The sequence below is a fragment of the Pseudomonas sp. LBUM1660 genome, assembly GCF_059695935.1.
The window spans coordinates 1,041,106-1,066,738 of the sequence record NZ_CP166795.1; the positions used below are offsets into that span (position 1 = coordinate 1,041,106).

Sequence of the window (25,633 nt, forward strand, 5' to 3'; positions counted from 1 at the left end):
TCGGCAGCCCTCGCGATAACCCGAACCGATCATCTATGATCGGTTCGTGTGTGTTCTTTTCTTTATCGAGCCTTTTCCATGAATCAGAACGCTGAGTACTCCGCGGTCAACGATGCTGTGCGCGGGCAGTTTTTTCGAAAAGTCTGGGCGATGATCACGCCTTACTGGCGCAGCGAGGAGAAGGTCAAGGCCTGGACGCTGCTGATCGCGGTGATTGCGTTATCGTTGATAAGCGTGGGGATCTCGGTGTGGTTCAACACCTGGTACAAGGATTTTTACAACGCGCTGCAGCAAAAAGACGAAGCGGCGTTCTGGCGGCTGATTCTGTATTTCTGCGGGATTGCGGCTGTGGCGATTGTCGGTGCCGTGTACCGGCTCTACCTGACCCAGATGCTGACCATTCGCTGGCGTGCCTGGCTCACGGAAAAGCATTTCGCCCGCTGGCTCGGCAACAAGAATTACTACCAGCTGGAGCAGGGCGGTTACACCGATAACCCGGACCAGCGGATTTCCGAAGACCTCAACAATTTCACCTCCAATACCCTGGAGTTGGGCATCGGTTTGCTTCGCAATATTGTCAGCCTGGTGTCGTTCTCGATCATTCTGTGGGGCGTGTCGGGCAGTATCGAAGTGTTTGGTTTTACCATTCCCGGCTACATGTTCTGGTGTGTGCTGGTGTATGCCGTGGTCGGCAGCTGGCTGACCCATTTGATCGGTCGCCGCTTGATCGGCCTCAACAACCAACAACAACGCTTCGAAGCCGACCTGCGTTTCTCCATGGTGCGGATTCGCGAAAATGCCGAGAGCATTGCGCTGTACAACGGCGAGCCCAATGAAAACCGTCGCTTGAGCAACCGCTTCGGGATGGTCTGGCACAATTTCTGGGACATCATGAAGGTGTCCAAGCGTCTGACGTTCTTTACCGCAGGTTACCAACAGGCAGCCATCATCTTTCCGTTCATCGTGGCTTCGCCGCGTTACTTGTCCGGCAAGATCGAACTCGGCGAGCTGATGCAAATCAGTTCGGCGTTCGGCAATGTGCAGGAGAGTTTCAGCTGGTTTATCAGTGCGTACCAGAACCTCGCGTCGTGGCGAGCCACTTGCGATCGTCTGCTGAGTTTCCGCCAGGCCATGACCGATAACGAAGAGCGTGCGCCGGCGATCGATGTGCAGAATTCGGGGACGGCATTGAAGGTGCACAACCTGGGCCTCGACCTGGCCGACGGTCGTCACTTGCTGACCAACGCCGACATGACCGTGGAGGAGGGCGAACGCGTCATGCTGAGCGGTCGCTCCGGCAGCGGCAAGTCGACCTTGCTGCGGGCGATGGGGCACCTGTGGCCGGCTGGCCACGGCAGCATTCGTCTGCCAGCGGCGCGCTACCTGTTCCTGCCGCAGAAACCGTATCTGCCGATTGGCACGTTGCGCGAGGCGTTGAGTTATCCACAGGCCGGCGAGACCTATCCGCACGAGCGGTATGTGCATGTGCTGGAGACTTGCCGCTTGCCGCACCTCGTTGCGCGCCTGGACGAAGCCAACCACTGGCAGCGCATGCTGTCGCCGGGTGAACAGCAACGACTGGCCTTCGCCCGTGCGCTGCTTTACGCACCGCAATGGCTGTACATGGATGAAGCGACGTCGGCAATGGATGAAGAGGATGAAGCGTCGCTGTATCAGGCGTTGATCGATGAGATTCCGGGGCTGAGCATTGTCAGCGTCGGGCATCGCAGCAGCCTGAAGCGTTTCCACCCACGGCATGTGCGCATTGAAAATGGTCATCTGGTGGACCAGACCGTGATCGCCTGAACACCGCAATCCGTGTGGGAGCGAGCTTTTGTGGCGAGGGGATAAATCCCCTCGCCACAGGTCGCTCCTACAAAAGTGGTGATGGTGATCGTACAACCCGCTTGAGCTATGATGCGGTTTCAGCCGCAATTTTCGAGACAGACGTTCACCATGGAAAACCCGATCGACGCACCACGCCTCCCTCGCAAGCGCCGCAGCCTCGCACAGGAATTGGTGACGGTGCTGTCCGAGCAGATCCGCGACGGTCGCCTCAAGCGCGGCGACAAATTGCCCACCGAGTCGGCAATCATGGATGCCCATGGCGTCAGCCGCACCGTGGTGCGCGAGGCGATTTCCCGTTTGCAGGCGGCTGGCCAGGTGGAAACCCGCCACGGCATCGGCACCTTTGTGCTCGACACCCCGAGCCCGAGCGGTTTCCGTATCGACCCGGCGACCGTGGTCACCCTGCGGGATGTGCTGGCGATCCTGGAACTGCGTATCAGCCTCGAAGTGGAATCCGCCGGCCTCGCCGCGCAACGCCGCAGCCCGGAACAGCTGGCCTTGATGCGTGCCGCGCTGGACGCCCTGAATGAAAGTGCCGCACACGCCCGTGATGCCGTGGCCTCCGACTTCCAGTTCCACCTGCAAATCGCCCTCGCGACCGGTAACCGCTACTTCACCGACATCATGACCCACCTGGGCACCAGCATCATTCCACGCACCCGCCTCAACTCCGCGCGTCTCGCCCATGATGATCAGCAGCACTACATGAGTCGCCTGAGCCGCGAACACGAAGAGATTTACGACGCGATTGCGCGCCAGGATTCAGATGCGGCAAGGGCCGCGATGCGCTTGCATTTGACGAACAGTCGCGAGCGGCTGCGCCATGCGCATGAAGAGGCTGAGGCGCAGCGGGGGTAGGTTTCAGGCTGAAGGATTTGTTGCCAGACAAATCGCTTTCGCGAGCAAGCCCGCTCCCATACTTGACCTCGGCGGGTCACAAAAAATGTGTTCACCGAAGATCCAATGTGGGAGCGGGCTTGCTCGCGAAGAGGCCGGAAGCCCTGGCGCAGAGCCCTCAGCCGGTCGTCAGAATCGAACGATCCACCCGCACCGCCAACCCAGCCTTCGCAGATTTAACCTCGAACGTCACACGGCCCTGTTTATCCACAACCCCTCGAGCAATCGGCATGCCCTTGGACAACAACTCAAGCGGCGCTCCCTCCAGCGATTGCCCCGAAGCCAGTTCCAGTTTCAATTTGATAGTCATCATCGATCTCCTTATCAGGCCAGATTGCCAGTGGGTTTGTAGTCCTTGAGCAGCAAATAAGTGCTCCAGCCCCACCAGTCATCGACGGTGGCGGTATCGTTCAGGTTGTTGACGTCCTTGCGCCGCAGCACCTTGCTGCCTTCAACCCGGAACAGCGGTGAAAAGTTGTTCGCCAGGTTCAGCACGGCTTGCAGGTCCGGGGTTTTTTTCAAGGCGCCGAAGTTGCCGGGTGCCGTGGCGGTGCCGCTGAGATACGCCGCAAACACTTCGTCCGCCGACACCTGCACCGCCTGATTCACCTGGACGCGATTGGCGCTGTCGATGGCGTCGAAGTAGCGTTTGTCGCCATACCCACGCCAGTGATCGCCGTTGCCGTTGCGCACATTGAGGCCGAACTTGCTGTCTTCGTCGTGCATGAAGCGGGTAATCAGCGAGCCCAGATCACTCGGTGTCACCACCGCGGCCAACTGTTTACGCGGTACTCGCAAATGGCCGGCAGAAAACAGGTCGGTCAGGTAGTGATCGGCAAACGCGTTCATGGCGTAGGCCAGTTCCAGCTGCTTTTCATCGTTGCGGCTGTGTGCCTTCACCGCTTGTTGCAGGGCTGCCGTGTGCCCGGCGATATAGGCGAGCAGCGCCCACTCGGCGAAGTGATCGGCATTATTGGCGGCCAGTTTCAAATAGCGTCCCAACGGAAACAGCGCCGAGACGAAACTGCCGCCGCCGGTGATTTTGTTCCACTCTTCGGACAACGTATCTCCCAGGGCGTCATACGCTTCATGCGGCTGTTTACCGTCCTTGATCGCCTGTTTAACGGCGGCGATTTCCTTCTGCATGACGCCGAGGATCAGCTTGGCTTCGGCATTGGATGCCGGCAGCACCGCCAGCGAGTTGAAGGCATTGGTAAACCGCTGGATGCGATCGGCAGCGTTGGCACTTTCGCTGACCGGTTGATCGGGAATGCCATAAAAGTCACCGCCCAGGGCGACGACCTGACCGTAAGTCAGCGCCAGTCCGTTTGGTAGATGCAGCGCTACCTGCGAGGCGGGTACAGCGGGCGCGTCCTTGATGAAACGCAGCAACGTGCCATCTCCGATGGCGGTGTGCTCGCCGCCCTCGAACCTTAGTTGTGGCTTGCCTTTCAAGGCTTTGCCGGAGGGTTGAGGGGCGTCGTGGTGTTCAGCGAGATGCAACATCAGAGAATCGCTGTCGTTGATGACAATGCCTTTCACGGTAAAAAGCTCATCAAGATTAGCGATGACCTGCTTGGGTTTTTCCTGCGGTTGAGTCTGTAGACCTGACATTTCTGGCTCCTTGATATGTCGTCGGTATGATTCAAGATAGCTGTATGTATATACAGCCAATCAGAGCTTAGGTGAGAAACTTCCTACGTCAAGAAAATACCTTTCCGACACAAATTCCAGCCACACCGATGAAATGCAGTTGACGGTTATTATTTAAGTTGTACGATGACATACAACTCGGCCGCAGGCTGAACGCTGTTCTCACACATACGTCGCTACCCAGGGTGTTCGAATAATGAATCCACAAGAACTGAAGTCCATCCTCTCTTCTGGCCTGCTGTCTTTCCCGGTCACCGATTTCAATGCTCAGGGCGACTTCCATCGCGCGGGCTACATCAAGCGTCTCGAATGGCTGGCCCCATACGGCGCCACGGCGTTGTTTGCCGCAGGCGGCACCGGTGAGTTCTTCTCTTTGGCGGCCAGCGAATATTCGGAAATCATCAAGACAGCCGTCGACACCTGCGAAACCAGCGTGCCGATTCTGGCCGGTGTGGGCGGTTCCACTCGTCAAGCCATCGAATACGCACAGGAAGCCGAGCGTCTGGGCGCGAAAGGTTTGTTGTTGCTGCCGCACTACCTGACCGAAGCCAGCCAGGACGGCGTTGCCGCCCACGTTGAAGCCGTGTGCAAATCGGTGAACATCGGCGTGGTGGTCTACAACCGCAACGTCTGCCGCCTGACCGCGCCATTGCTTGAGCGCCTGGCCGAGCGTTGCCCGAATCTGATCGGCTACAAGGATGGCCTGGGCGATATCGAGTTGATGGTGTCGATCCGTCGCCGCCTCGGTGATCGCTTCAGCTACCTTGGCGGTTTGCCGACCGCTGAAGTGTACGCCGCTGCTTACAAGGCTTTGGGCGTACCGGTTTACTCCTCGGCGGTGTTCAACTTCATCCCGAAAACCGCGATGGATTTCTATCACGCCATTGCCCGCGAAGATCACGCCACCGTTGGCAAGATCATCGACGACTTCTTCCTGCCGTACTTGGACATCCGTAACCGCAAAGCCGGTTACGCGGTGAGCATCGTCAAGGCCGGGGCAAAAATTGCCGGCTATGACGCAGGTCCTGTGCGTGCACCGCTGACCGATCTGCTGCCAGAAGAGTACGAAGCTCTGGCCGCGCTGATCGACAAGCAAGGTGCGCAGTAACACACCCGATTAATAAGGCCGCTGAGCAATCAGCGGCCTTTTGCGTGAGGAGATTGTTGTGGCTGATACAAAGCGTTTCGATAACTACATCAACGGTGAATGGGTCGCGGGCAGCGATTACTGCGCCAACATCAACCCGTCCGAACTGACCGACACCATCGGCGACTACGCCAAGGCTGACCTCGCTCAGGTCCACGCCGCCATCGACGCCGCGCGCGCCGCGTTCCCGGCCTGGTCCACGTCGGGTATTCAGGCTCGTCACGATTCGCTGGATAAAGTCGGTACCGAAATCCTCGCCCGCCGCGAAGAGCTCGGCACCTTGCTGGCCCGGGAAGAGGGCAAGACCCTGCCCGAAGCCATCGGCGAAGTGACCCGCGCCGGCAATATCTTCAAGTTTTTCGCCGGTGAGTGCCTGCGCCTGTCCGGCGACTACTTGCCGTCGGTGCGCCCGGGTGTGAACGTCGAAGTCACTCGCGAAGCATTGGGCGTCGTTGGCCTGATCACCCCGTGGAACTTCCCGATCGCGATCCCTGCGTGGAAAATCGCCCCAGCCTTGGCCTACGGCAACTGCGTCGTGCTGAAACCGGCCGATCTGGTGCCGGGCTGCGCCTGGGCGCTGGCGGAAATCATCGCCCGCGCAGGCTTCCCGGCCGGCGTCTTCAACCTGGTGATGGGCAGCGGTCGCGTGGTTGGCGATGCGCTGGTACAGAGCCCGAAAGTCGACGGCATCAGCTTCACTGGTTCGGTCGGTGTCGGTCGTCAGATCGCCGTCAGCTGCGTGTCGCGTCAGGCCAAAGTTCAGCTGGAAATGGGTGGCAAGAACCCGCAGATCATTCTCGACGATGCCGACCTGAAACAAGCGGTCGAGCTGTCGGTGCAGAGCGCGTTCTACTCCACCGGTCAGCGTTGCACGGCGTCGAGCCGCTTCATCGTCACCGCCGGGATTCACGACAAGTTCGTCGAAGCCGTGGCCGAGCGCATGAAGTCGATCAAGGTTGGTCACGCGTTGAAAACCGGCACCGACATTGGCCCGGTCGTCTCGCAAGCGCAGCTTGAACAGGACTTGAAGTACATCGACATCGGCCAGTCCGAAGGTGCGCGTCTGGTCAGCGGCGGCGGTCTGGTGACCTGCGATACCGAAGGCTACTACCTCGCGCCAACGCTGTTTGCCGACAGCGAAGCCGCGATGCGCATCAGCCGTGAGGAAATCTTCGGACCGGTCGCCAACGTGCTTCGCGTAGCGGATTACAACGCCGCGCTGGCCATGGCCAACGACACCGAATTCGGTCTGTCGGCAGGCATTGCCACCACGTCGCTGAAGTACGCCAACCACTTCAAGCGCCACTCCCAGGCCGGGATGGTGATGGTCAACCTGCCGACGGCGGGCGTGGATTACCACGTTCCATTCGGTGGGCGTAAAGGTTCATCCTATGGTTCCCGCGAGCAAGGTCGCTACGCGCAAGAGTTCTACACGGTCGTGAAGACCAGCTACATCGGCTCCTGATACACCGCAATACCTGTGGGACCCGACAGGCCAGCTTCCACAGAAAAACCAAAGATTCACCCGCGCATAAAAATAATCAGTGGGAGTACATCTACATGCAAGCGACCAAGCCGACTCACGTCCGCTATTTGATTTTGCTCATGCTTTTCCTGGTGACCACGATCAACTACGCCGACCGGGCCACTATCGCCATCGCGGGCTCCAGCCTGCAAAAAGACCTCGGCATCGACGCGGTCACCCTCGGTTACATCTTCTCTGCATTCGGTTGGGCTTACGTGGCCGGGCAAATTCCCGGTGGCTGGCTGCTGGACCGTTTTGGCTCGAAAAAAATCTACGCATTAAGCATCTTCACCTGGTCGCTGTTCACCGTGCTGCAGGGTTATGTCGGTGAGTTCGGCATGTCCACGGCGGTGGTTGCGCTCTTCATGCTGCGCTTCCTGGTGGGCCTGGCCGAAGCGCCATCCTTCCCTGGCAATGCACGCATTGTCGCGGCCTGGTTCCCGACGGCTGAACGCGGCACTGCCTCGGCGATCTTCAACTCGGCGCAGTACTTTGCCACCGTGTTGTTTGCACCACTGATGGGCTGGATCGTCTACAGCTTCGGCTGGCAGCACGTGTTCATCGTCATGGGCGTGATCGGTATCATCTTCTCGGGGATCTGGCTGAAGGTGATTTACAGCCCGCGCCAGCACCCGATGATCAATGACGCCGAGTTCAAGCACATTGCCGACAACGGCGGCATGGTCGACATGGACCAGGACAAAGGCAAAGGCACCAAAGCCGACGGTCCGAAGTGGGACTACATCCGCCAGTTGCTGACCAACCGCATGATGCTCGGTGTGTATCTGGGCCAGTACTGCATCAACGGCATCACCTACTTCTTCCTGACCTGGTTCCCGGTGTACCTGGTGCAGGAACGCGGCATGACCATCCTCAAGGCCGGCTTCATTGCCTCGTTGCCGGCCATCTGCGGGTTTATCGGGGGTGTGCTCGGCGGGGTGATTTCTGACTACCTGCTGCGCAAGGGCCACTCCCTGACCTTCGCCCGCAAGGCGCCGATCATTGCCGGTTTGCTGGTCTCCAGCAGCATCGTGGCCTGCAACTATGTCGATGTTGAGTGGATGGTCGTCGGCTTCATGGCGTTGGCATTCTTCGGTAAAGGCGTGGGTGCGTTGGGTTGGGCCGTGGTGTCCGACACCTCGCCAAAACAGATCGCCGGTCTCAGCGGCGGCCTGTTCAACACCTTCGGCAACATCGCTTCGATCACCACCCCGATCGTGATCGGCTACATCATCAGCTCCACCGGTTCGTTCAAATGGGCGCTGGTGTTTGTCGGTTGCAACGCACTGGTCGCGGTGTTCAGCTACCTGGTGATCGTCGGTCCGATCAAGCGTGTGGTGCTCAAAGAGCCGCCCGTCAGCGGTCCTGAAACCAATAACAAATTGTCTCAAGCGCATTCCTGAGGAGCGGCGTCATGCAGTTGATTGAACATTCCGACTCGCCGCGCTACATCCGCCTGCACGAGCGGGACAACGTCGTGATCGTGGTCAACGACCAGGGCGTACCGGCCGGCACCGAGTTTCCCGATGGCCTGGTGACGGTGGACTTCGTGCCGCAGAGCCATAAAGTCACCCTCGAGGATATTCCCGAGGGCGGCCAGGTGATTCGTTACGGGCAGACCATTGGCTACGCGTTGCAGCCGATTTCACGCGGCAGCTGGGTCAAGGAAGATCAACTGCGCATGCCCACCGCACCACCGCTGGACAGCTTGCCGCTGTCCACCGAAGTGCCGGCCGCGCAGGCACCGCTGGAAGGCTTCACGTTCGAGGGTTATCGCAACGCCGACGGCACCGTCGGCACGCGCAACATTCTCGGGATTACCACGACCGTTCAGTGCGTTACCGGCGTGCTGGACCATGCGGTCAAGCGCATCAAGAATGAATTGCTGCCCAAGTATCCGCACGTCGATGACGTGGTGGCGCTGACCCATAGCTACGGCTGTGGCGTGGCGATAACCGCCACCGACGCCTACATCCCGATCCGCACCGTGCGTAACCTGGCGCGTAACCCGAACCTGGGTGGCGAAGCCTTGGTCATCAGCCTGGGCTGCGAGAAATTGCAGGCCGGGCAGGTGATGCACGAGAACGACAGTTCGGTGGATTTGAGCGATCCGTGGCTGTACCGCTTGCAGGATTCGAGTCACGGTTTCACCGAGATGATCGAACAGATCATGGCGCTGGCCGAGACCCGTTTGAAGAAGCTTGATCAGCGTCGCCGGGAAACCGTGCCGGCGTCCGAGCTGATTCTGGGCATGCAGTGCGGCGGCAGCGATGCGTTTTCCGGCATCACCGCCAACCCCGCGCTGGGTTATGCCTCGGACCTGTTGCTGCGGGCTGGCGCGACGGTGATGTTTTCCGAAGTCACCGAAGTGCGCGACGCGATTTACCTGCTGACTTCCCGCGCGGAGACTGAGGAAGTTGCTCAGGAACTGGTGCGGGAAATGGACTGGTACGACCGTTACCTGGCCAAGGGTGAAGCGGATCGCAGCGCCAACACCACGCCGGGCAACAAGAAGGGCGGGTTGTCGAACATTGTCGAGAAGTCCTTGGGCTCGATCGTCAAATCCGGCAGCAGCGCGATCAACGGCGTGCTGGGCCCTGGCGAGCGTTTCAAGCGCAAAGGGCTGATTTTCTGCGCGACCCCGGCCAGTGATTTTGTCTGCGGGACGTTGCAGTTGGCGGCGGGGATGAACCTGCATGTGTTCACTACCGGGCGTGGCACACCATATGGTTTGGCGATGGCGCCGGTGGTGAAGGTGTCGACCCGGACCGAGCTGGCGCAGCGTTGGCCAGACTTGATCGACATCGATGCCGGGCGGATTGCGACCGGACGCGCTTCGATCGAAGACCTCGGCTGGGAGTTGTTTCACTACTACTTGGACGTGGCCAGCGGCACGAAGCAGACTTGGGCCGAGCAGCATAAGCTGCATAACGACATCACCCTGTTCAACCCGGCGCCGATTACTTAAGACTGTGGCGAGGGAGCTTGCTCCCGCTGAGTCGCGAAGCGGCCCCAAAAAAGGGGACTGCTACGCAGTCCAGCGGGAGCAAGCTCCCTCGCCACAGGTGAGTCATCGCCTGCTCGTCCAGACGCCGGGGGACCTGGTGGCTTATCATTAGCCCCCTAACGACGCTCACCCAAGGTTATCCCCGGCATGCTGGCAATTTTCCTCGAAACCCTGAACATCACCGCGCCGGTGTTTGCCATGCTGTTTCTGGGGGTGCTGCTCAAGCGCATCGACTGGATCAACGACAACTTCATCCACACGGCGTCGGCCCTGGTGTTCAACGTCACCATGCCGGCGTTGCTGTTTCTGGGCATCCTGCATGCCGACCTGCGCGCTGCACTGCAACCGGCGCTTCTGATCTATTTCTCGCTCGCCACGCTGGCGTGTTTCGCCATCGCCTGGGGCTGGGCGATCTGGAAGTGCCCACGGGAAGACCGGGGGATTTACACCCAAGGCGCCTTTCGCGGTAACAACGGGGTCATCGGGCTGGCGCTGGCGGCGAGCATGTACGGCGACTACGGGATTTCCCTCGGGGCAATTCTCGCGGCGTTGGTGATCCTGCTGTACAACACGCTCTCGACCATTGTGCTGGCGGTGTACAGCCCCGTGATCAAGTCCGACCCCTGGAGCATCTGCAAAAGCGTGATGGTCAATCCACTGATCATCAGCGTGTTTGCGGCGGCACCGTTTGCCTACTTCAAGATCAGCTTGCCGGGATGGCTGGAGACGTCCGGCCAATACCTGGCGCAAACCACCTTGCCGTTGGCGTTGATCTGCATTGGCGGCACGCTGTCGCTGGCGGCATTGCGCAAAAGCGGCAACATGGCGCTCAGCTCAAGCCTGGTGAAGATGATCGGCCTGCCGGTTCTGGCGACACTGGGTGCATGGCTCTGGGGCTTTCGTGGTGCGGAGTTGGGGATTTTGTTCCTGTACTTCGGCAGCCCGACCGCCGCGGCCAGCTTTGTCATGGCCCGTCAGGCCAATGGCAATCATGAACTGGCGGCAGCGATCATCGTGATCACCACGTTGATGGCGGCGGTGACCACCAATGTCGGGATCTTCTTGTTGCAGTGGGGCGGGTGGATCTAGCTTCGGGATTTTCGCTGGTGTCCAGGGCCTCTTCGCGGGCAAGCCTCGCTCCTACGGAGTTCACCGAACCTGTTGGAGCGAGGCTTGCCCGCGAAGGCGCCAGTCCTGTCACCACAACTTTTGAAGAGTCACTCAGGCTTCTGATAGCTGTCGATCACTTCTTGCGCCGCCCGAAACGCATCAATCGCCGCCGGCACACCGGCGTACACCGCGCAATGCAGCAGCGCCTCGCGGATCTCTTCCACGGTGCAGCCGTTGTTCAACGCACCGCGCACGTGCCCCTTCAATTCCTGCGGGCACTTCAATGCGGTCAGGGCGGCGAGGGTGATCAGACTGCGGGTTTTCAGCGGCAGACCTTCGCGGTTCCACACGGCGCCCCAGGCGTGTTCATTGACGAAGTCCTGCAGCGGCTGGGTGAACTCGGTGGCATTGCCCAATGCGCGGTCGACGAACGTATCGCCCATCACTTGGCGGCGGACTTCAACGCCAGGCTTTTTATGGTCGGTCATGGCATTTCCCTCTTGTGGTGTTGGCGACGCCAGGCGCGTAGCGACGTGAACAGCAGAAACGCCACCAGCGCCGGCAGGACGTAAAACAGCATCAGGTGTTCAAGCTTGCCGGCCAGGGGCATGCCGGTGGTGAACGACACCACGTGCAGACCGTAAGCCAGGTACAAGCCCAGAAACAGCAGGCCTTCGGCGCGGGTCACCCGGTAACCGGTGTAGAACAGCGGCAGACACAACACCGCGACACCGAGCATCACTGGCAGGTCGAAATCCAGGGCGTTGGGCGAGACCGACAGCGGCGAGGGGGCGACGAGCGCAGTCAGACCGAGCACACCCAGGAGGTTGAACAGGTTGCTGCCGATCACGTTGCCCACGGCAATGTCCCGTTGACCGCGCAAGGCGGCGATCAATGAGGTGGCCAGTTCCGGCAGGGACGTGCTGATGGCGACGATGGTCAGGCCGATGACCCGCTCCGACAACCCCAGATCAGTCGCGACCGCCACGGCGGCACCCAGTAACAAATGGCCGGCGTAGACCAGCATCGCCAGTCCGGCGACGATCATCAGCACGCTGCTGAACCACGGTGCCCGGGGTGTTCCGTCATGGGAGGGCGGACGGGCCGAGTGCTGCGACTGACGCAGCAGCAAACCCAGATACAGCGCCAGGGCGGCCAGCAGAATCATGCCGTCCACGCGGTTCAGCTCTTCATTCCACGCCAGTAAAAACACCAGCAGGCTGGCGCCGATCATCAGCGGAATATCCAGGCGTACCAGTTGCCGCGAAACCCGCAGCGGAATGATCAGCGCCGAAAGCCCGAGGGTGACGAGGATGTTGAAGATGCTGCTGCCGATCACGCTGCCGACGGCGATGTCGGCGTTTTGCGCCAGGGTGGCTTGCAGGCTGACGGCCATTTGCGGCGCGCTGCTGCCCAGGGCGACGATGGTCAGGCCGATGATCAGCGGCCGCACCTGCAAGCGCGCCGCCAGGCGCACGGCGCCACGGACCATCAGCTCGGCGCCGGCGATCAGCAACAGCAGGCCACCGAGCAACTCGATCAGGCTGATCAGGGGTAAATCGGCAAGTCCGAAAATGGTCGGGGCTCCGTCAGTTAATCGTCGATGGCTTGCACGCGAACCCGTGCAGTGCCGCTACGGAGCATACCCAGTTGTTCGGCGGCCTCGTGTGAAAGATCTATCAGGCGGCCACGGGTGTGCGGCCCGCGGTCGTTGATCCGGACCACGCAGGACTTGTCGTTATTCAGATTGGTGACCATCACCCGCGTGCCGAATGGCAACTGGCGATGGGCGGCAGTCAGGGAACTCATGTTGAAACGCTCGCCGCTGGCGGTGCGTTTACCGTGGTGTTTGGCGCCGTAATACGAAGCTACGCCGGTCTTGTCGTAGCCGTGTGGATCGATGGCATCGTTGCTGGCGCAACCGGCCAGCAGAGAGAGCAGGGCGCAAGCACCCAGTAGACGCTTCATTTGAAAGCTTCCCAAAATAAATGTGGCGAGGGAGCTTGCTCCCGCTCGGCCGCGAAGCGGTCGCAAATCGTTTGATGCATTCTTACTGAAAGAATGCGGTTACCGATTTGGGTCTGCTTCTCAGACCAGCGGGAGCAAGCTCCCTCGCCACAGGGAATGGAGCCAGTAGTTAGAGCTGGCTCCATTCCGGTCAGCCTTCGAGCTTGCTTTTCAGCAGTTCGTTGACCTGTTGCGGGTTGGCCTTGCCTTTGGAGGCTTTCATGGCCTGACCGACGAAGAAGCCGAACATCTTGCCGCGTTTGGCTTCGTCTGCCGCGCGGTATTGCTCGACCTGCTCGGCGTTGGCCGCGAGCATTTCGTCCAGCACCGCCGAGATCGCGCCGCTGTCGGTCACTTGTTTCAGGCCACGCTTGTCGATGATCTCGTCCGCGCTGCCTTCGCCGTTCGCCATCGCTTCAAACACCACCTTGGCGATTTTGCCGGAGATGGTGTTGTCCTTGATGCGCAGCAGCATGCCGCCCAGTTGCTCGGCCGAGACCGGTGACTGGTCGATTTCCACGCCTTGCTTGTTCAGCAGGCTGCCCAGTTCGACCATGACCCAGTTGGCCGCCAGCTTGGCGTCGCCGCTGATGCTCACGACTTGCTCGAAGTAATCGGCTTGCTCGCGGCTGGTGGCCAGGACGCTGGCGTCATACACCGACAGGCCGAACTGCGCCTGGAAACGCTCGCGTTTCTGCGGTGGCAATTCCGGCAGCGTGGCACGCACGTCGTCGAGGAACGAGTTCTCGATGACCACCGGCAGCAGGTCCGGATCGGGGAAGTAACGGTAGTCGTTGGCTTCCTCTTTACTGCGCATCGGACGGGTTTCGTCCTTGTTCGGATCGTACAGGCGGGTCTGCTGGATCACTTTGCCGCCGTCTTCGATCAGCTCGATCTGACGCTGCACTTCGCTGTTGATCGCCTTCTCGATGAAGCGGAACGAGTTGACGTTCTTGATCTCGCAACGAGTGCCGAATTCAACCTGACCCTTCGGACGGATCGACACGTTGCAGTCGCAACGCAGCGAGCCTTCGGCCATGTTGCCGTCGCAGATGCCCAAGTAACGCACCAGCGCGTGGACAGTCTTGACGTAGGCCACGGCTTCCTTGGCGCTGCGCATGTCAGGCTCGGAGACGATTTCCAGCAGCGGCGTGCCGGCACGGTTCAGGTCGATGCCGGTGGCACCGTTGAACTCTTCGTGCAGGCTTTTGCCGGCGTCTTCTTCCAGGTGCGCACGGGTGACGCCGACACGTTTGATCGTGCCGTCTTCCATGGCGATGTCCAGGTGGCCTTTGCCGACGATCGGCAATTCCATTTGGCTGATCTGGTAGCCCTTGGGCAGGTCCGGGTAGAAATAGTTTTTACGGGCGAACACGTTGTGCTGGCCGATCTCGGCATCGATGGCCAGGCCGAACATCACGGCCATGCGCACGGCTTCCTGGTTCAGCACCGGCAGTACGCCAGGCATGCCGAGGTCAACCAGGCTGGCCTGGGTGTTCGGCTCGGAACCGAATGTGGTGGAGCTACCGGAAAAGATTTTCGACCGGGTGGTGAGCTGGGTATGAATCTCCAGCCCGATCACGACTTCCCATTGCATGTGTTTCTCCTCAGAAGCCGGTTGGGGTGCGGGTGTGCCAGTCAGTGTTCAACTGATACTGGTGGGCAACGTTCAACAGGCGACCTTCCTGGAAATACGGGGCGAGCAGTTGCACGCCGACCGGCAGACCCTCGACGAAACCGGCAGGCATGGACAAGCCCGGCAGGCCCGCGAGGTTGGCGGTGATGGTGTAGACGTCTTCCAGGTATGCAGCCACCGGGTCGCTGTTCTTGGCGCCGAGCTTCCAGGCCGGGTTCGGCGTGGTTGGGCCGAGGATGATGTCGACTTCATTAAAGGCCGCCATGAAGTCGTTCTTGATCAAGCGACGAATCTTCTGCGCCTTCAGGTAATAGGCGTCGTAGTAACCGGCGGACAGCGCGTAGGCGCCGACCATGATCCGGCGCTGCACTTCCGGGCCGAAGCCTTCGCCACGGGAGCGCTTGTACAGGTCGATCAGGTTGACCGGGTTTTCGCAGCGGTGGCCGAAGCGCACGCCGTCGAAACGCGACAGGTTGGACGAGGCTTCTGCCGGAGCGATCACGTAGTACGCAGGAATCGCGTGCTGCATGTTCGGCAGGCTGATTTCCTTGATCACGGCGCCGAGCTTTTCCAGCTCCTTGACGCTGTTGTGGATCAACTCGGCGATGCGTGGGTCGAGGCCGGTGCTGAAATATTCCTTCGGCACACCGATGCGCAGGCCCTGCAGCGAACCGTTGAGGCTGGCGCTGTAATCAGGCACGGGCTCGTCGATGCTGGTGGAATCCTGCGGATCGAAACCGGCCATGCCTTGCAGCAGGATTGCGCAGTCTTCGGCAGTGCGGGCCAACGGGCCGCCCTGATCGAGGCTGGAGGCGTAAGCGATCATGCCCCAGCGCGAAACACGACCGTACGTCGGTTTCAGGCCAGTGAGGTTGGTCAGTGCCGCGGGCTGACGGATCGAGCCGCCGGTGTCGGTGCCGGTAGCCGCCGGTAACAGGCGCGCCGCGACCGCCGCAGCGGAACCGCCGGACGAACCGCCCGGAACGTATTCGAGGTTCCACGGGTTTTTCACCGGGCCGTAGTAGCTCGACTCGTTGGCCGACCCCATGGCGAATTCGTCCATGTTGGTCTTGCCCAGGGTCACTGCGCCGGCAGCGGCCAGCTTGGCAACGACCGTGGCGTCGTACGGTGCCTTGAAGTTGTCGAGCATCTTCGAGCCGCAGCTGGTGCGGATACCCTGGGTGCAGAACAGGTCTTTGTGGGCGATCGGCGCGCCGAGCAGGGCGCCGCTCTCACCGTTGGCGCGGCGTGCGTCAGCGGCTTTCGCCTGCTGGAGCGCCAGGTCTTCGGTGAGGCTGATGAAGCTGTTGAGCTGAGGATCGAGCTGGGCGATACGCGCCAGCAGGGTCTTGGTCAGCTCTTCGGAAGAAAACTTTTTATCGGCGAGTCCGCGGGCGATCTCGGCCAGAGTCAATTGATGCATTGCAGGCTCTTTCCCTTTAGTCGATGACTTTCGGAACCAGGTACAGGCCGTTTTCGACCGCTGGTGCGATGGACTGATAGGCCTCGCGATGATTGGTCTCGGTCACGACGTCTGCACGCAGGCGCTGGCTGGCTTCCAGTGGGTGGGCGAGCGGCTCGATACCGTCGGTATTGACCGCCTGCATTTCGTCGACCAGCCCGAGAATGCTGTTCAGGGCTGAAGTAATGTGTGGAAGATCGGCATCATTGAGGCCAAGGCAGGCCAGATGAGCGATTTTTTCCACGTCGGAGCGTTCAAGCGCCATGGGAATCTCCAGTGGAAAACAGAACGGACGGCGTCCGTGTGTTAGATTGTCGGAACACTACCGCATTTCTACGGTCGTAAGGCCGCGATTGTGGGGGTTGGTGCACAGAAAAGCGGCCAATTTAACATATTGGCGCCTTGCCCAAAATCCCTGTCGTTGTTAGAGTTTGCCGCACTTTTTTACCCACGCGTTGCCTAGGGTCCCTTTCCCATGTTCAAGAAACTGCGTGGCATGTTTTCCAGCGATCTTTCCATTGACCTGGGCACTGCCAACACCCTTATTTACGTGCGCGAGCGCGGTATCGTCCTGAATGAGCCATCGGTTGTGGCTATTCGGACACACGGTAACCAGAAAAGTGTCGTTGCTGTCGGCACCGAGGCGAAGCGCATGCTCGGCCGTACGCCGGGCAACATTGCTGCCATTCGTCCGATGAAGGACGGCGTCATTGCCGACTTCAGCGTCTGCGAAAAGATGCTGCAATATTTTATCAACAAGGTTCACGAAAACAGTTTCCTGCAGCCAAGCCCGCGGGTGCTGATTTGCGTTCCGTGCAAATCCACCCAGGTTGAGCGTCGTGCCATCCGTGAATCGGCCCTTGGCGCCGGTGCTCGTGAAGTGTTCCTGATCGAAGAGCCAATGGCTGCTGCGATCGGTGCCGGCCTGCCGGTTGAAGAAGCGCGCGGTTCGATGGTGGTCGATATCGGTGGTGGTACCACTGAAATCGCGCTGATCTCCCTGAACGGTGTGGTTTACGCCGAATCCGTTCGGGTTGGCGGCGATCGCTTCGACGAAGCGATCATCACCTACGTGCGTCGCAACTACGGCAGCCTGATCGGCGAATCGACTGCCGAGCGCATCAAGCAGGAAATCGGTACGGCCTACCCAGGCGGCGAAGTGCGTGAAGTAGACGTTCGTGGCCGTAACCTGGCCGAAGGCGTTCCGCGTGCCTTCACCTTGAACTCAAATGAAGTGCTGGAAGCTCTGCAAGAGTCCCTGGCCACCATCGTTCAGGCTGTGAAAAGTGCTCTGGAGCAATCGCCTCCGGAACTGGCTTCCGATATCGCCGAGCGTGGACTGGTGCTGACCGGTGGTGGCGCCTTGCTGCGTGACCTCGACAAGTTGCTGGCCCAGGAAACAGGTCTGCCGGTGATCGTTGCCGAAGACCCGCTGACCTGCGTTGCTCGCGGCGGTGGCCGTGCATTGGAAATGATGGATAAACACACCATGGACCTGCTGTCGAGCGAGTGATCTCGCCCGATGCATCTATGCTGTTGAGCGCGCAGGCGGCACTTTGCAGTGCTGCCTGTTGGCGTTTATCTTCTGTCAGTCTGCATCCAGGCCGGTCTGCCGTATGAATAAACAAAACATTTGCCTGGGAGGAGCGGCTTATTAAACCGCTTTTCACCAAAGGGCCTTCACTGGGCGTGCGCTTGTTGGTGCTGGTCGTGCTATCGGTCGCGCTGATGGTGGTCGATGCCCGCTTCACACTGCTCAAGCCAGTGCGTAGCCAGATGTCGCTGGTGCTGATGCAGTCTTACTGGATCACCGACCTGCCGCAGCGGCTATGGCAGGGTGTGGCCAGCCAATTCGGCAGCCGTACCGAACTCGTCGCCGAAAACGAAAAACTCAAGACCGAAAACCTGCTGTTGCAGGGCCGCATGCAAAAGCTGGCCGCCCTCACCGAGCAGAACGTTCGGCTGCGCGAGTTGCTCAATTCCTCTGCGTTGGTCAACGAAAAGGTCGAAGTGGCCGAGTTGATCGGCATGGACCCCAACCCCTTCACCCATCGCATCATCATCAATAAAGGTGAGCGCGACGGTGTGGTCCTCGGTCAGCCGGTACTCGATGCCCGCGGCCTGATGGGCCAGGTGGTCGAGTTAATGCCTTACACCTCCCGTGTACTGCTGCTGACCGACACCACCCACAGCATTCCGGTGCAGGTGAATCGCAACGGTCTGCGGGCGATTGCCAGCGGCACCGGTAACCCGGAACGCCTGGAACTTCGTCACGTAGCGGACACGGCTGATATCAAGGAAGGCGATCTGCTGGTCAGTTCCGGCCTCGGTCAGCGATTCCCGGCCGGTTACCCGGTCGCGACCGTCAAGGAAGTGATCCACGATTCCGGCCAGCCGTTTGCCATCGTGCGTGCCGTGCCGACCGCCGCGTTGAACCGCAGCCGTTACCTGCTGCTGGTGTTCACCGACGGTCGCACCGCCGAAGAGCGCGCCAACGATGCTGCCCAGGCGCAAGAAGCGCTGGACCAGCACGGTGGTGGGCCGATCATTCCGGCGACCGTGCCTAAACCCGTGCCGGCGACCGTGGTGGTGCCCGTCGCAGCCGCTGCGCCTGCCGCAACGCCGGCAGTACCCGCACCGGCGGCAACCCCGGCCAAACCGGCGGCCGCCAAGCCACCCGCATCGCAACCTGCCGCAACCAAACCGCCCGCCACTCAACCGGCTGCGGTGAAACCTGCCGCCAAACCGCCTGTCTCCGCGCCGGCTTCCACTGGGGGACGAGAATAATGGTCGGTGCTACCGCATCCCGAAATGACTGGATGATCTGGCTGACGTTTGCCATTGGCCTGCTGCTCAGCGTTTCACCACTGCCGCAATTCATGGAAATCCTCCGCCCGCTCTGGCTGGCCTTGCTGCTGGCTTTCTGGGCGTTGTACTTGCCGCAGAAAGTCGGCATGGTCACCGCGTGGTGCCTGGGCCTGGCCGAAGACGTGCTCTACGGCACCTTGCTGGGCCAGAACGCGTTGATCCTGACCCTCATCACTTTCCTGGTCCTGTCGCTGCAACAGCGCCTGCGCATGTTCCCGATGTGGCAACAGAGCCTGGTGATCCTGGTGATTTTCGGCCTCGCGCAGCTGGTTCAACTATGGCTGAGCGCCCTGACCGGCAACCGTCAGCCGACCCTGGCGCTGGTACTGCCGGCCTTGGTCAGTGCATTGCTCTGGCCATGGGTCAGCTACGGTTTGCGCGGGTTGCGTCGACGCTACAAGATCAATTAATTCGGTCAGGCATTTGCCCATAACCTCGACAGGGAGATGTCTTGATGAGAAAGCTTTATCTGGCCTCAGGCTCGCCGCGTCGGCGTGAACTGCTCACGCAGATCGGCGTGCCGTTCTCCGCCATCAGCGCGGACATCGATGAAACCCCTTTAGCTCAAGAATCCCCGTCGGCCTATGTCGAGCGCCTGGCGCGCGGCAAAGCCGAGGCCGGGCGCGGCGCGGTCGTGTCCGCCGCCGATTTTTGCGTGCTGGGTGCCGACACCGCCGTGGTGCTCAACGGGAAAATTCTCGGCAAACCGGTGGACGAAGCCGAGGCGTGCGCCATGCTTATGATGTTGGCCGGTCAGGAACACGAAGTATTGACCGCCATCGCGGTGCTTGACGGTGAGCGTTGTGAGTCGCGGGTAGTGCGCAGTCTGGTGCGTTTTCGCAGCATCGCTCGCGATGAAGCGGCGGCCTACTGGGCCAGTGGTGAACCCCGGGACAAGGCCGGTGGCTATGGCATTCAAGGCCTGGGCGCGGTGTTTGTCGCCGGGCTCAATGGCAGTTACTCGGCGGTGGTTGGACTGCCGCTGTGCGAAACCGCTGAGCTGCTCGGCCATTTCGGCATACCCTGTTGGCAAACCCTTAACGCGCGCTGAGCGTCGTACTGACAAGATGCGGCCATTATCGTGAACATGCCTGAACGAGACCCTGCCATGAGTGAAGAGATCCTGATCAACATCACGCCGATGGAATCGCGCGTGGCGGTGGTCGAAAACGGTGTCCTGCAAGAGGTCCACGTCGAGCGCACGCAAAAGCGCGGGATCGTCGGCAACATCTATAAAGGCAAGGTCGTGCGGGTATTGCCGGGCATGCAAGCCGCCTTCGTCGATATCGGTCTGGACCGCGCCGCGTTCATTCACGCCTCGGAAATATCCCTGCGCGAAGGCCCGGCGGTGGAGAGCATCAGCGCGCTGGTTCACGAAGGCCAGAGTCTGGTCGTTCAGGTCACCAAGGACCCGATCGGCTCCAAAGGCGCACGCCTGACCACTCAGCTGTCGATTCCGTCGCGCTATCTGGTGTACATGCCCCGCACGGCCCACGTCGGCATTTCGCTGAAGATCGAAGACGAAGCCGAGCGTGAACGCCTCAAGCAAGTCGTCACCGATTGCGTGGCCAAAGAAGGCATCAAGGAGGCGGGCGGTTTCATCCTGCGTACCGCCGCCGAAGGGGCCGGCGCCGATGAAATCCTCATGGACATCCGCTACCTGCGCCGTCTCTGGGATCAGATCAACGAGCAGATCAAAACCATCGGTGCGCCGAGTGTGATCTACGAAGACCTAGGCCTGGCGTTGCGTACCTTGCGTGACCTGGTCAGCCCGAAGATCGAAAAGATCCGCATCGACTCTCGGGAAACCTTTCAGAAAACCACACAGTTCGTCGCCGAACTGATGCCTGAAATTGCCGATCGTCTTGAGCATTACCCCGGCGAGCGGCCGATTTTCGACCTGTACGGCGTCGAAGACGAAATCCAGAAAGCCCTCGAGCGCAAAGTGCCGCTCAAGTCCGGCGGTTATCTGGTGGTCGATCCGGCCGAAGCCATGAGCACCATCGACGTCAACACCGGGGCGTTCGTCGGCCATCGCAACCTCGAAGAAACCATCTTCAAGACCAACCTCGAAGCCGCGACCGCCATCGCCCGCCAGCTGCGTCTGCGCAATCTGGGCGGAATCATCATCATCGACTTCATCGACATGGAAGACGAAGAGCACCAGCGCCAGGTGCTTCGTACCCTCGAGAAGCAGCTGGAACGCGACCATGCCAAGACCAACATCATCGGTATTACCGAGTTGGGCCTGGTGCAGATGACGCGCAAGCGCACCCGCGAAAGCCTCGAACAAGTGTTGTGCGAACCGTGCAGCAGCTGTCAGGGCCGCGGCAAGCTAAAGACGCCGGAAACGGTCTGCTACGAAATTTTCCGCGAAATCCTCCGCGAGGCGCGCGCCTATCAAGCGGAAGGCTATCGTGTATTGGCGAACCAGAAAGTCGTCGACCGTTTGCTCGACGAGGAGTCGGGCAATGTCGCCGAGCTGGAAGGATTTATCGGACGCACCATTCGGTTCCAGGTGGAAACCATGTATTCCCAGGAACAATACGACGTGGTGCTGCTCTGAATCGCTGTGTTTCTACCTTACTAGAACGGCTGGCCTCAGCTTTTTGCAGTATTTTTGCCATGGGAGCCAACTGACATGGAACGTCTGACACGCATTTTGGCCGCACTGACCCGCTGGGGTCTTGGCCTGTGCGCGTTGGTCCTGGTATTGATGGCGTTATACGTCAGCCTCGGCCGGGAGCTGACGCCTCTGGTGGCCGAATACCGTGCCGACGTCGAAACCAAAGCCAGCGCCGCCTTGGGCATGCCGCTGCAAATTGGCAAGCTGGAAGGTAACTGGAGCGGTTTCGCGCCGATTTTGCTGGCGCACGACGTGACGGTCGGCGAGGGCGCCAACGCCCTGCACCTGGATCAGGTGCGAGCGGTGCCGGACCTTTGGGAAAGCCTGTTGGCTCGCGAAGTTCGCATTGCCCACCTGGAACTCAACGGCCTGAAGATCAGCCTCAAGGAAGGCGCGGATGGTCGTTGGGCGCTGGAAGGGTTGCCGGTGCAACAGGACCAGCCGCTTGATCCGGAGCAGTTGCTCAACCGCATGCAAATGGTCCAGCAGCTGTCGGTGATCGACAGCCAGGTGACCTTGCAGCCACTGAACCACCCGCCGCTGACCCTGACCTACGTTGGCCTGAATCTGAAAACCGGCGTCTACCGCCAGCGCCTCGATGTCCGTCTAAACCTGCCAGACGGCCAACCGGTGGCCATGAGTGTGCACACGCGTATTCGCGCCAGCCAGTGGAAGGACGGGGAGGCCGAGGCCTACCTGAGCCTGCCGCAAAGTGACTGGTCGAAATGGCTGCCCGAGCGTCTGACCCGGCAATGGAACTTCTCCGAGCTCAAGGCCGGTGGCGAGCTCTGGGTGAACTGGGGAAAGGGCACGTTGCAAAGCGGCGCCATTCGCTTGAACGCGCCGCAACTCAAGGGCGCCTATGCCGAACGCAAGCCGATCCAGATCAACAATCTGGCGCTCAACGGTTATTTCCAGCGCAGCACCGAAGGCATGCTGGTGACCCTGGACTCTCTGGCCATGAACTTCGGCGAGACCCGCTGGGAATCGCATCTGCAACTTCGACAGAGCGCCGCCACCGACAAGGCTGAAGAACTCTGGCATTTGCAAGCCGACCGCCTCGATCTCACCCCGCTCACGCCGCTGATTAACGCCTTGGGGCCTCTGCCCGAAGGCGTTGCCACGGCGATCGAACGACTCAAGGTGACCGGTGGGCTGCGCAATGTGCTGATCGACCTGCGGCCCAATGCCACCGACGACAGTAAGTTCAGCTTTGCCGCCAACCTCGATCAGGTCGGCTTCGACGCGTATCACGGCGCTCCGGCAGCGCGAAATGTCAGCGGCAGCATCAGCGGTGACCTCGGTCAGGGTGAATTGCGGATGGACAGCAAAGACTTTGTCCTGCACCTGGACCCGATTTTCGCCAAGCCATGGCAATACATTCAGGCCAACGCCCGGCTGACCTGGAAGCTCGACAAAGAAAGCTTCACCCTGATCGCGCCGTACCTGAAGGTGCTGGGGGAGGAGGGCAAAATTGCCGGTGACTTCCTGATCCGCCTGCATTTCGACCACACCCAGGAAGACTACATGGACCTGCGGGTCGGCCTGGTGGACGGCGACGGTCGCTACACCGCCAAGTACCTGCCGACCATGCTCAGCCCGGCGCTGGACGAATGGCTGCGCACGGCGATTCTCAAAGGCGCGGTGGACCAGGGCTTTTTCCAGTATCAGGGCTCGCTGAACCATGGCGCCGCCGAGACGGCGCGCAGCATCAGCCTGTTTTTCAAGGTGCACGATGCCGAACTGTCCTTCCAGCCGGGTTGGCCACATGTCAGCAAGGTAACGGGCGATGTGTTTGTTGAAGACAGTGGCGTGCGGATCCTGGCCAGCAAAGGCCAGTTGCTCGACACTCAGGTTCGCGACATTTACGTCAATATTCCCCATGCACCGGAAGGTCAAAGCGTTCACCTGTTCCTCGACGGTGGGTTTTCCGGCGGATTGGGCGACGGCCTGAAGATTCTTCAGGAAGCGCCGATCGGCACCGCAGACACCTTCGCAGGTTGGGAAGGTGAGGGCGATCTGCAGGGCAAGCTGAAGCTGGATATTCCGTTGGTCAAAGGCGAGCAGCCAAAGATTCTCGTCGACTTCAAGACCGCCAAGGCGCGTTTGAAGCTGGCCGAGCCTTCCCTGGAGCTGACACAGCTCAAGGGTGATTTCCGTTTCGACAGCGCCAAGGGCTTGAGCGGACAGAACATCACCGCGCGCGCCTTCGATAAACCGGTCACCGCGCAGATTTTTGCCGATGGCAATGCGGGCAACCTCAAGACCCGAGTCGCCGCCTCCGGACATGTAGAGGTCAAGAAGCTCACTGACTGGTTGAGCGTCACCCAGCCATTGCCGGTGTCCGGTCTGATCCCGTATCAACTGCAACTGAGCCTCGACGGCCCTGACAGCCAACTGTCGGTCAATTCCAGTCTCAAAGGCGTGGCGGTCGATTTGCCGGCGCCGTTCGGCATGTCCGCCGATGCTGGCCGCGACACCACGTTCCGCATGACCCTTCAGGGGCCGGAACGGCGCTACTGGGTCAACTATGGCGAGCTGGCAGACTTCACGTTTGCGGCGCCGCCCGGCAATTTTGCCGACGGTCGTGGCGAGTTGTTCCTGGGCGGCGGCAGTGCCGTGCTGCCGGGCGCCAAAGGGTTGCGAGTGCGTGGCGTGCTGTCGGAGCTGGATGTCGGACCGTGGAAAGATCTGGCGGACAAGTACGCCGGTCAGGATCCGGGCGGCAGTGCCAAGCAGCTGCTCAGCAGTGCGGACTTCAAGGTTGGCAAGCTCAGCGGTATCGGCACTACGCTCGATCAGGCGTCGGTGCAGTTGAACCGCAAACCGGCCGCGTGGGCCTTGCTACTCGACAGTCAGCAGGTCAAGGGCAGCGCGAGCATCCCCGATGCGAGAGGCGCGCCGATTGCGATCAATCTGCAAACCGTGCGGTTGCCGGCGCCAGACCCGACGGTCCTTGCCGACGAAAACTCACCGGATCCACTGGCCTCGGTGGACCCGACCAAGATCCCGGCACTGGATATCACCATCAATCAGCTGTTCCAGGGGCAGGACCTCGTCGGCGCCTGGTACCTGAAAGTCCGTCCGACCGCCAAGGGCATCGCGCTCAATACTCTGGATATGGGCCTCAAGGGCGTTCTGCTGCAGGGCAGTGGCGGCTGGGAGGGCATACCCGGCAGCTCCAGCAGTTGGTACAAAGGGCGGATCAGCGGCAAGAACCTCGCTGACGTGCTGAAAGGCTGGGGCTTTGCGCCGAGCGTCACCAGTGAAGAGTTTCACATGGATGTCGACGGTCGCTGGCCCGGTTCTCCGGCGTGGCTGGCCACCAAACGTTTCTCTGGCACCCTCGATGCCTCGTTGAATAAAGGCCAGTTCGTTGAGGTCGAGGGCAGCGCCCAGGCCCTGCGAGTCTTCGGCCTGCTCAACTTCAACTCCATCGGCCGTCGTCTGCGCCTGGACTTCTCCGACCTGTTCGGCAAAGGTTTGAGTTATGACCGGGTCAAAGGTCTGCTGGCCGCGACCAACGGGGTTTATGTAACGAAGGAACCGATCTTGCTGACCGGCCCGTCGAGCAACATCGAACTGAACGGTACCCTGAACCTGGTGGCCGACCAGGTTGACGCGAAACTGCTGGTGACTTTGCCGGTGACCAACAACCTGCCGATTGCCGCATTGATTGTCGGCGCACCGGCCATCGGCGGCGCGCTGTTCCTGATCGACAAGCTGATCGGTGACCGCGTGGCACGTTTCGCCAGCGTCAAATACACCGTCAAAGGCCCATGGAAAGAGCCGAAAATCACCTTCGACAAGCCTTTTTGAAAAGCCACTCTCCAGATCTATGGAGTAG

21 protein-coding genes are annotated in these 25,633 nt (G+C 60.4%); 13 read left to right on the forward strand and 8 right to left on the reverse strand.

The genetic code is table 11. The features are described 5' to 3' along the window. Positions 1 to 78: 78 nt before the first annotated feature. Both ACA068_RS04755 and ACA068_RS04760 read left to right on the forward strand, forming a co-directional pair. Complete coding sequence (locus tag ACA068_RS04755; protein ID WP_403101126.1) at positions 79 to 1,806, forward strand: ABC transporter ATP-binding protein/permease; 1,728 nt, start codon at positions 79 to 81, stop codon at positions 1,804 to 1,806. Positions 1,807 to 1,956: 150 nt separating this feature from the next. Next, positions 1,957 to 2,706, forward strand: a complete 750-nt coding sequence (locus ACA068_RS04760) for a FadR/GntR family transcriptional regulator (protein WP_497308016.1) — start codon at positions 1,957 to 1,959, stop codon at positions 2,704 to 2,706. 157 nt (positions 2,707 to 2,863) lie between these two features. On the opposite strand, the gene ACA068_RS04765 is transcribed toward ACA068_RS04760, so the two are convergent. Both ACA068_RS04765 and ACA068_RS04770 read right to left on the reverse strand, forming a co-directional pair. After that, positions 2,864 to 3,055 carry a hypothetical protein gene (locus ACA068_RS04765; RefSeq protein ID WP_497308018.1) on the reverse strand — a complete coding sequence of 64 codons (192 nt, stop codon included), beginning with the start codon at positions 3,053 to 3,055 and terminating at the stop codon, positions 2,864 to 2,866. Between the two features lie 14 nt (positions 3,056 to 3,069). Continuing rightward, positions 3,070 to 4,359: a phospholipase gene (locus tag ACA068_RS04770; RefSeq protein ID WP_497308020.1), complete on the reverse strand. Its 1,290-nt coding sequence runs from the start codon at positions 4,357 to 4,359 to the stop codon at positions 3,070 to 3,072. A gap of 235 nt (positions 4,360 to 4,594) precedes the next feature. Between ACA068_RS04770 and kdgD the strand changes: the two genes are divergently transcribed. From kdgD to ACA068_RS04795, 5 genes are all read left to right on the forward strand, one after another. Next, entirely contained in the window at positions 4,595 to 5,506 is a 912-nt protein-coding gene (kdgD, locus tag ACA068_RS04775) for a 5-dehydro-4-deoxyglucarate dehydratase (protein WP_219095707.1), read from the forward strand. A gap of 58 nt (positions 5,507 to 5,564) precedes the next feature. Further along, positions 5,565 to 7,010: an aldehyde dehydrogenase family protein gene (locus ACA068_RS04780; RefSeq protein WP_497308022.1), complete on the forward strand. Its 1,446-nt coding sequence runs from the start codon at positions 5,565 to 5,567 to the stop codon at positions 7,008 to 7,010. After that, entirely contained in the window at positions 7,010 to 8,473 is a 1,464-nt protein-coding gene (locus tag ACA068_RS04785) for an MFS transporter (RefSeq protein WP_497310536.1), read from the forward strand. Before ACA068_RS04780 ends, ACA068_RS04785 begins: the two co-directional genes overlap by 1 nt. Before the next feature lie 11 nt (positions 8,474 to 8,484). Beyond that, positions 8,485 to 10,038, forward strand: coding sequence for a galactarate dehydratase (gene garD / locus ACA068_RS04790; RefSeq protein WP_497308024.1), 1,554 nt, complete (start codon positions 8,485 to 8,487; stop codon positions 10,036 to 10,038). Between the two features lie 186 nt (positions 10,039 to 10,224). Further along, a complete protein-coding gene (locus tag ACA068_RS04795; protein WP_497308026.1) occupies positions 10,225 to 11,166 on the forward strand; it encodes an AEC family transporter in 942 nt (313 codons plus the stop codon). A gap of 128 nt (positions 11,167 to 11,294) precedes the next feature. Here the strand turns inward: ACA068_RS04795 and ACA068_RS04800 are convergent, their stop codons facing one another. From ACA068_RS04800 to gatC, 6 genes are all read right to left on the reverse strand, one after another. After that, on the reverse strand, positions 11,295 to 11,675 hold the full coding sequence (locus ACA068_RS04800) for a carboxymuconolactone decarboxylase family protein (RefSeq protein ID WP_497308028.1): 381 nt from the start codon (positions 11,673 to 11,675) through the stop codon (positions 11,295 to 11,297). Beyond that, positions 11,672 to 12,730, reverse strand: coding sequence for a calcium/sodium antiporter (locus ACA068_RS04805; protein WP_497310537.1), 1,059 nt, complete (start codon positions 12,728 to 12,730; stop codon positions 11,672 to 11,674). The genes ACA068_RS04800 and ACA068_RS04805 overlap by 4 nt, the downstream gene beginning before the upstream one ends. Positions 12,731 to 12,780: 50 nt before the next feature. Next, complete coding sequence (locus ACA068_RS04810; protein WP_497308030.1) at positions 12,781 to 13,155, reverse strand: septal ring lytic transglycosylase RlpA family protein; 375 nt, start codon at positions 13,153 to 13,155, stop codon at positions 12,781 to 12,783. A 190-nt stretch (positions 13,156 to 13,345) separates the two neighbouring features. Next, positions 13,346 to 14,791 (reverse strand): Asp-tRNA(Asn)/Glu-tRNA(Gln) amidotransferase subunit GatB, encoded by a 1,446-nt coding sequence (gene gatB / locus ACA068_RS04815; RefSeq protein ID WP_497308032.1) that lies wholly within the window; start codon positions 14,789 to 14,791, stop codon positions 13,346 to 13,348. Positions 14,792 to 14,801: 10 nt separating this feature from the next. Next, a complete protein-coding gene (gatA, locus tag ACA068_RS04820; protein ID WP_497308034.1) occupies positions 14,802 to 16,253 on the reverse strand; it encodes an Asp-tRNA(Asn)/Glu-tRNA(Gln) amidotransferase subunit GatA in 1,452 nt (483 codons plus the stop codon). Between the two features lie 16 nt (positions 16,254 to 16,269). Beyond that, on the reverse strand, positions 16,270 to 16,557 hold the full coding sequence (gatC, locus tag ACA068_RS04825) for an Asp-tRNA(Asn)/Glu-tRNA(Gln) amidotransferase subunit GatC (RefSeq protein ID WP_007901429.1): 288 nt from the start codon (positions 16,555 to 16,557) through the stop codon (positions 16,270 to 16,272). 210 nt (positions 16,558 to 16,767) lie between these two features. Between gatC and mreB the strand changes: the two genes are divergently transcribed. From mreB to ACA068_RS04855, 6 genes are all read left to right on the forward strand, one after another. Then, entirely contained in the window at positions 16,768 to 17,805 is a 1,038-nt protein-coding gene (mreB, locus tag ACA068_RS04830) for a rod shape-determining protein MreB (RefSeq protein ID WP_002555108.1), read from the forward strand. Between the two features lie 140 nt (positions 17,806 to 17,945). Then, positions 17,946 to 19,079 (forward strand): rod shape-determining protein MreC, encoded by a 1,134-nt coding sequence (mreC, locus tag ACA068_RS04835; protein ID WP_497310538.1) that lies wholly within the window; start codon positions 17,946 to 17,948, stop codon positions 19,077 to 19,079. Then, positions 19,079 to 19,570, forward strand: a complete 492-nt coding sequence (gene mreD, locus ACA068_RS04840) for a rod shape-determining protein MreD (RefSeq protein WP_461957232.1) — start codon at positions 19,079 to 19,081, stop codon at positions 19,568 to 19,570. The genes mreC and mreD overlap by 1 nt, the downstream gene beginning before the upstream one ends. 44 nt (positions 19,571 to 19,614) lie before the next feature. Further along, the gene (locus tag ACA068_RS04845; protein WP_497308037.1) at positions 19,615 to 20,211 is read left to right on the forward strand and encodes a Maf family protein; all 597 of its coding nucleotides are present in this window, start codon (positions 19,615 to 19,617) and stop codon (positions 20,209 to 20,211) included. A gap of 57 nt (positions 20,212 to 20,268) precedes the next feature. Beyond that, positions 20,269 to 21,726: a ribonuclease G gene (gene rng / locus ACA068_RS04850; RefSeq protein ID WP_010463355.1), complete on the forward strand. Its 1,458-nt coding sequence runs from the start codon at positions 20,269 to 20,271 to the stop codon at positions 21,724 to 21,726. Between the two features lie 75 nt (positions 21,727 to 21,801). Next, entirely contained in the window at positions 21,802 to 25,605 is a 3,804-nt protein-coding gene (locus tag ACA068_RS04855) for a YhdP family protein (RefSeq protein WP_497308039.1), read from the forward strand. Positions 25,606 to 25,633: the final 28 nt, after the last annotated feature.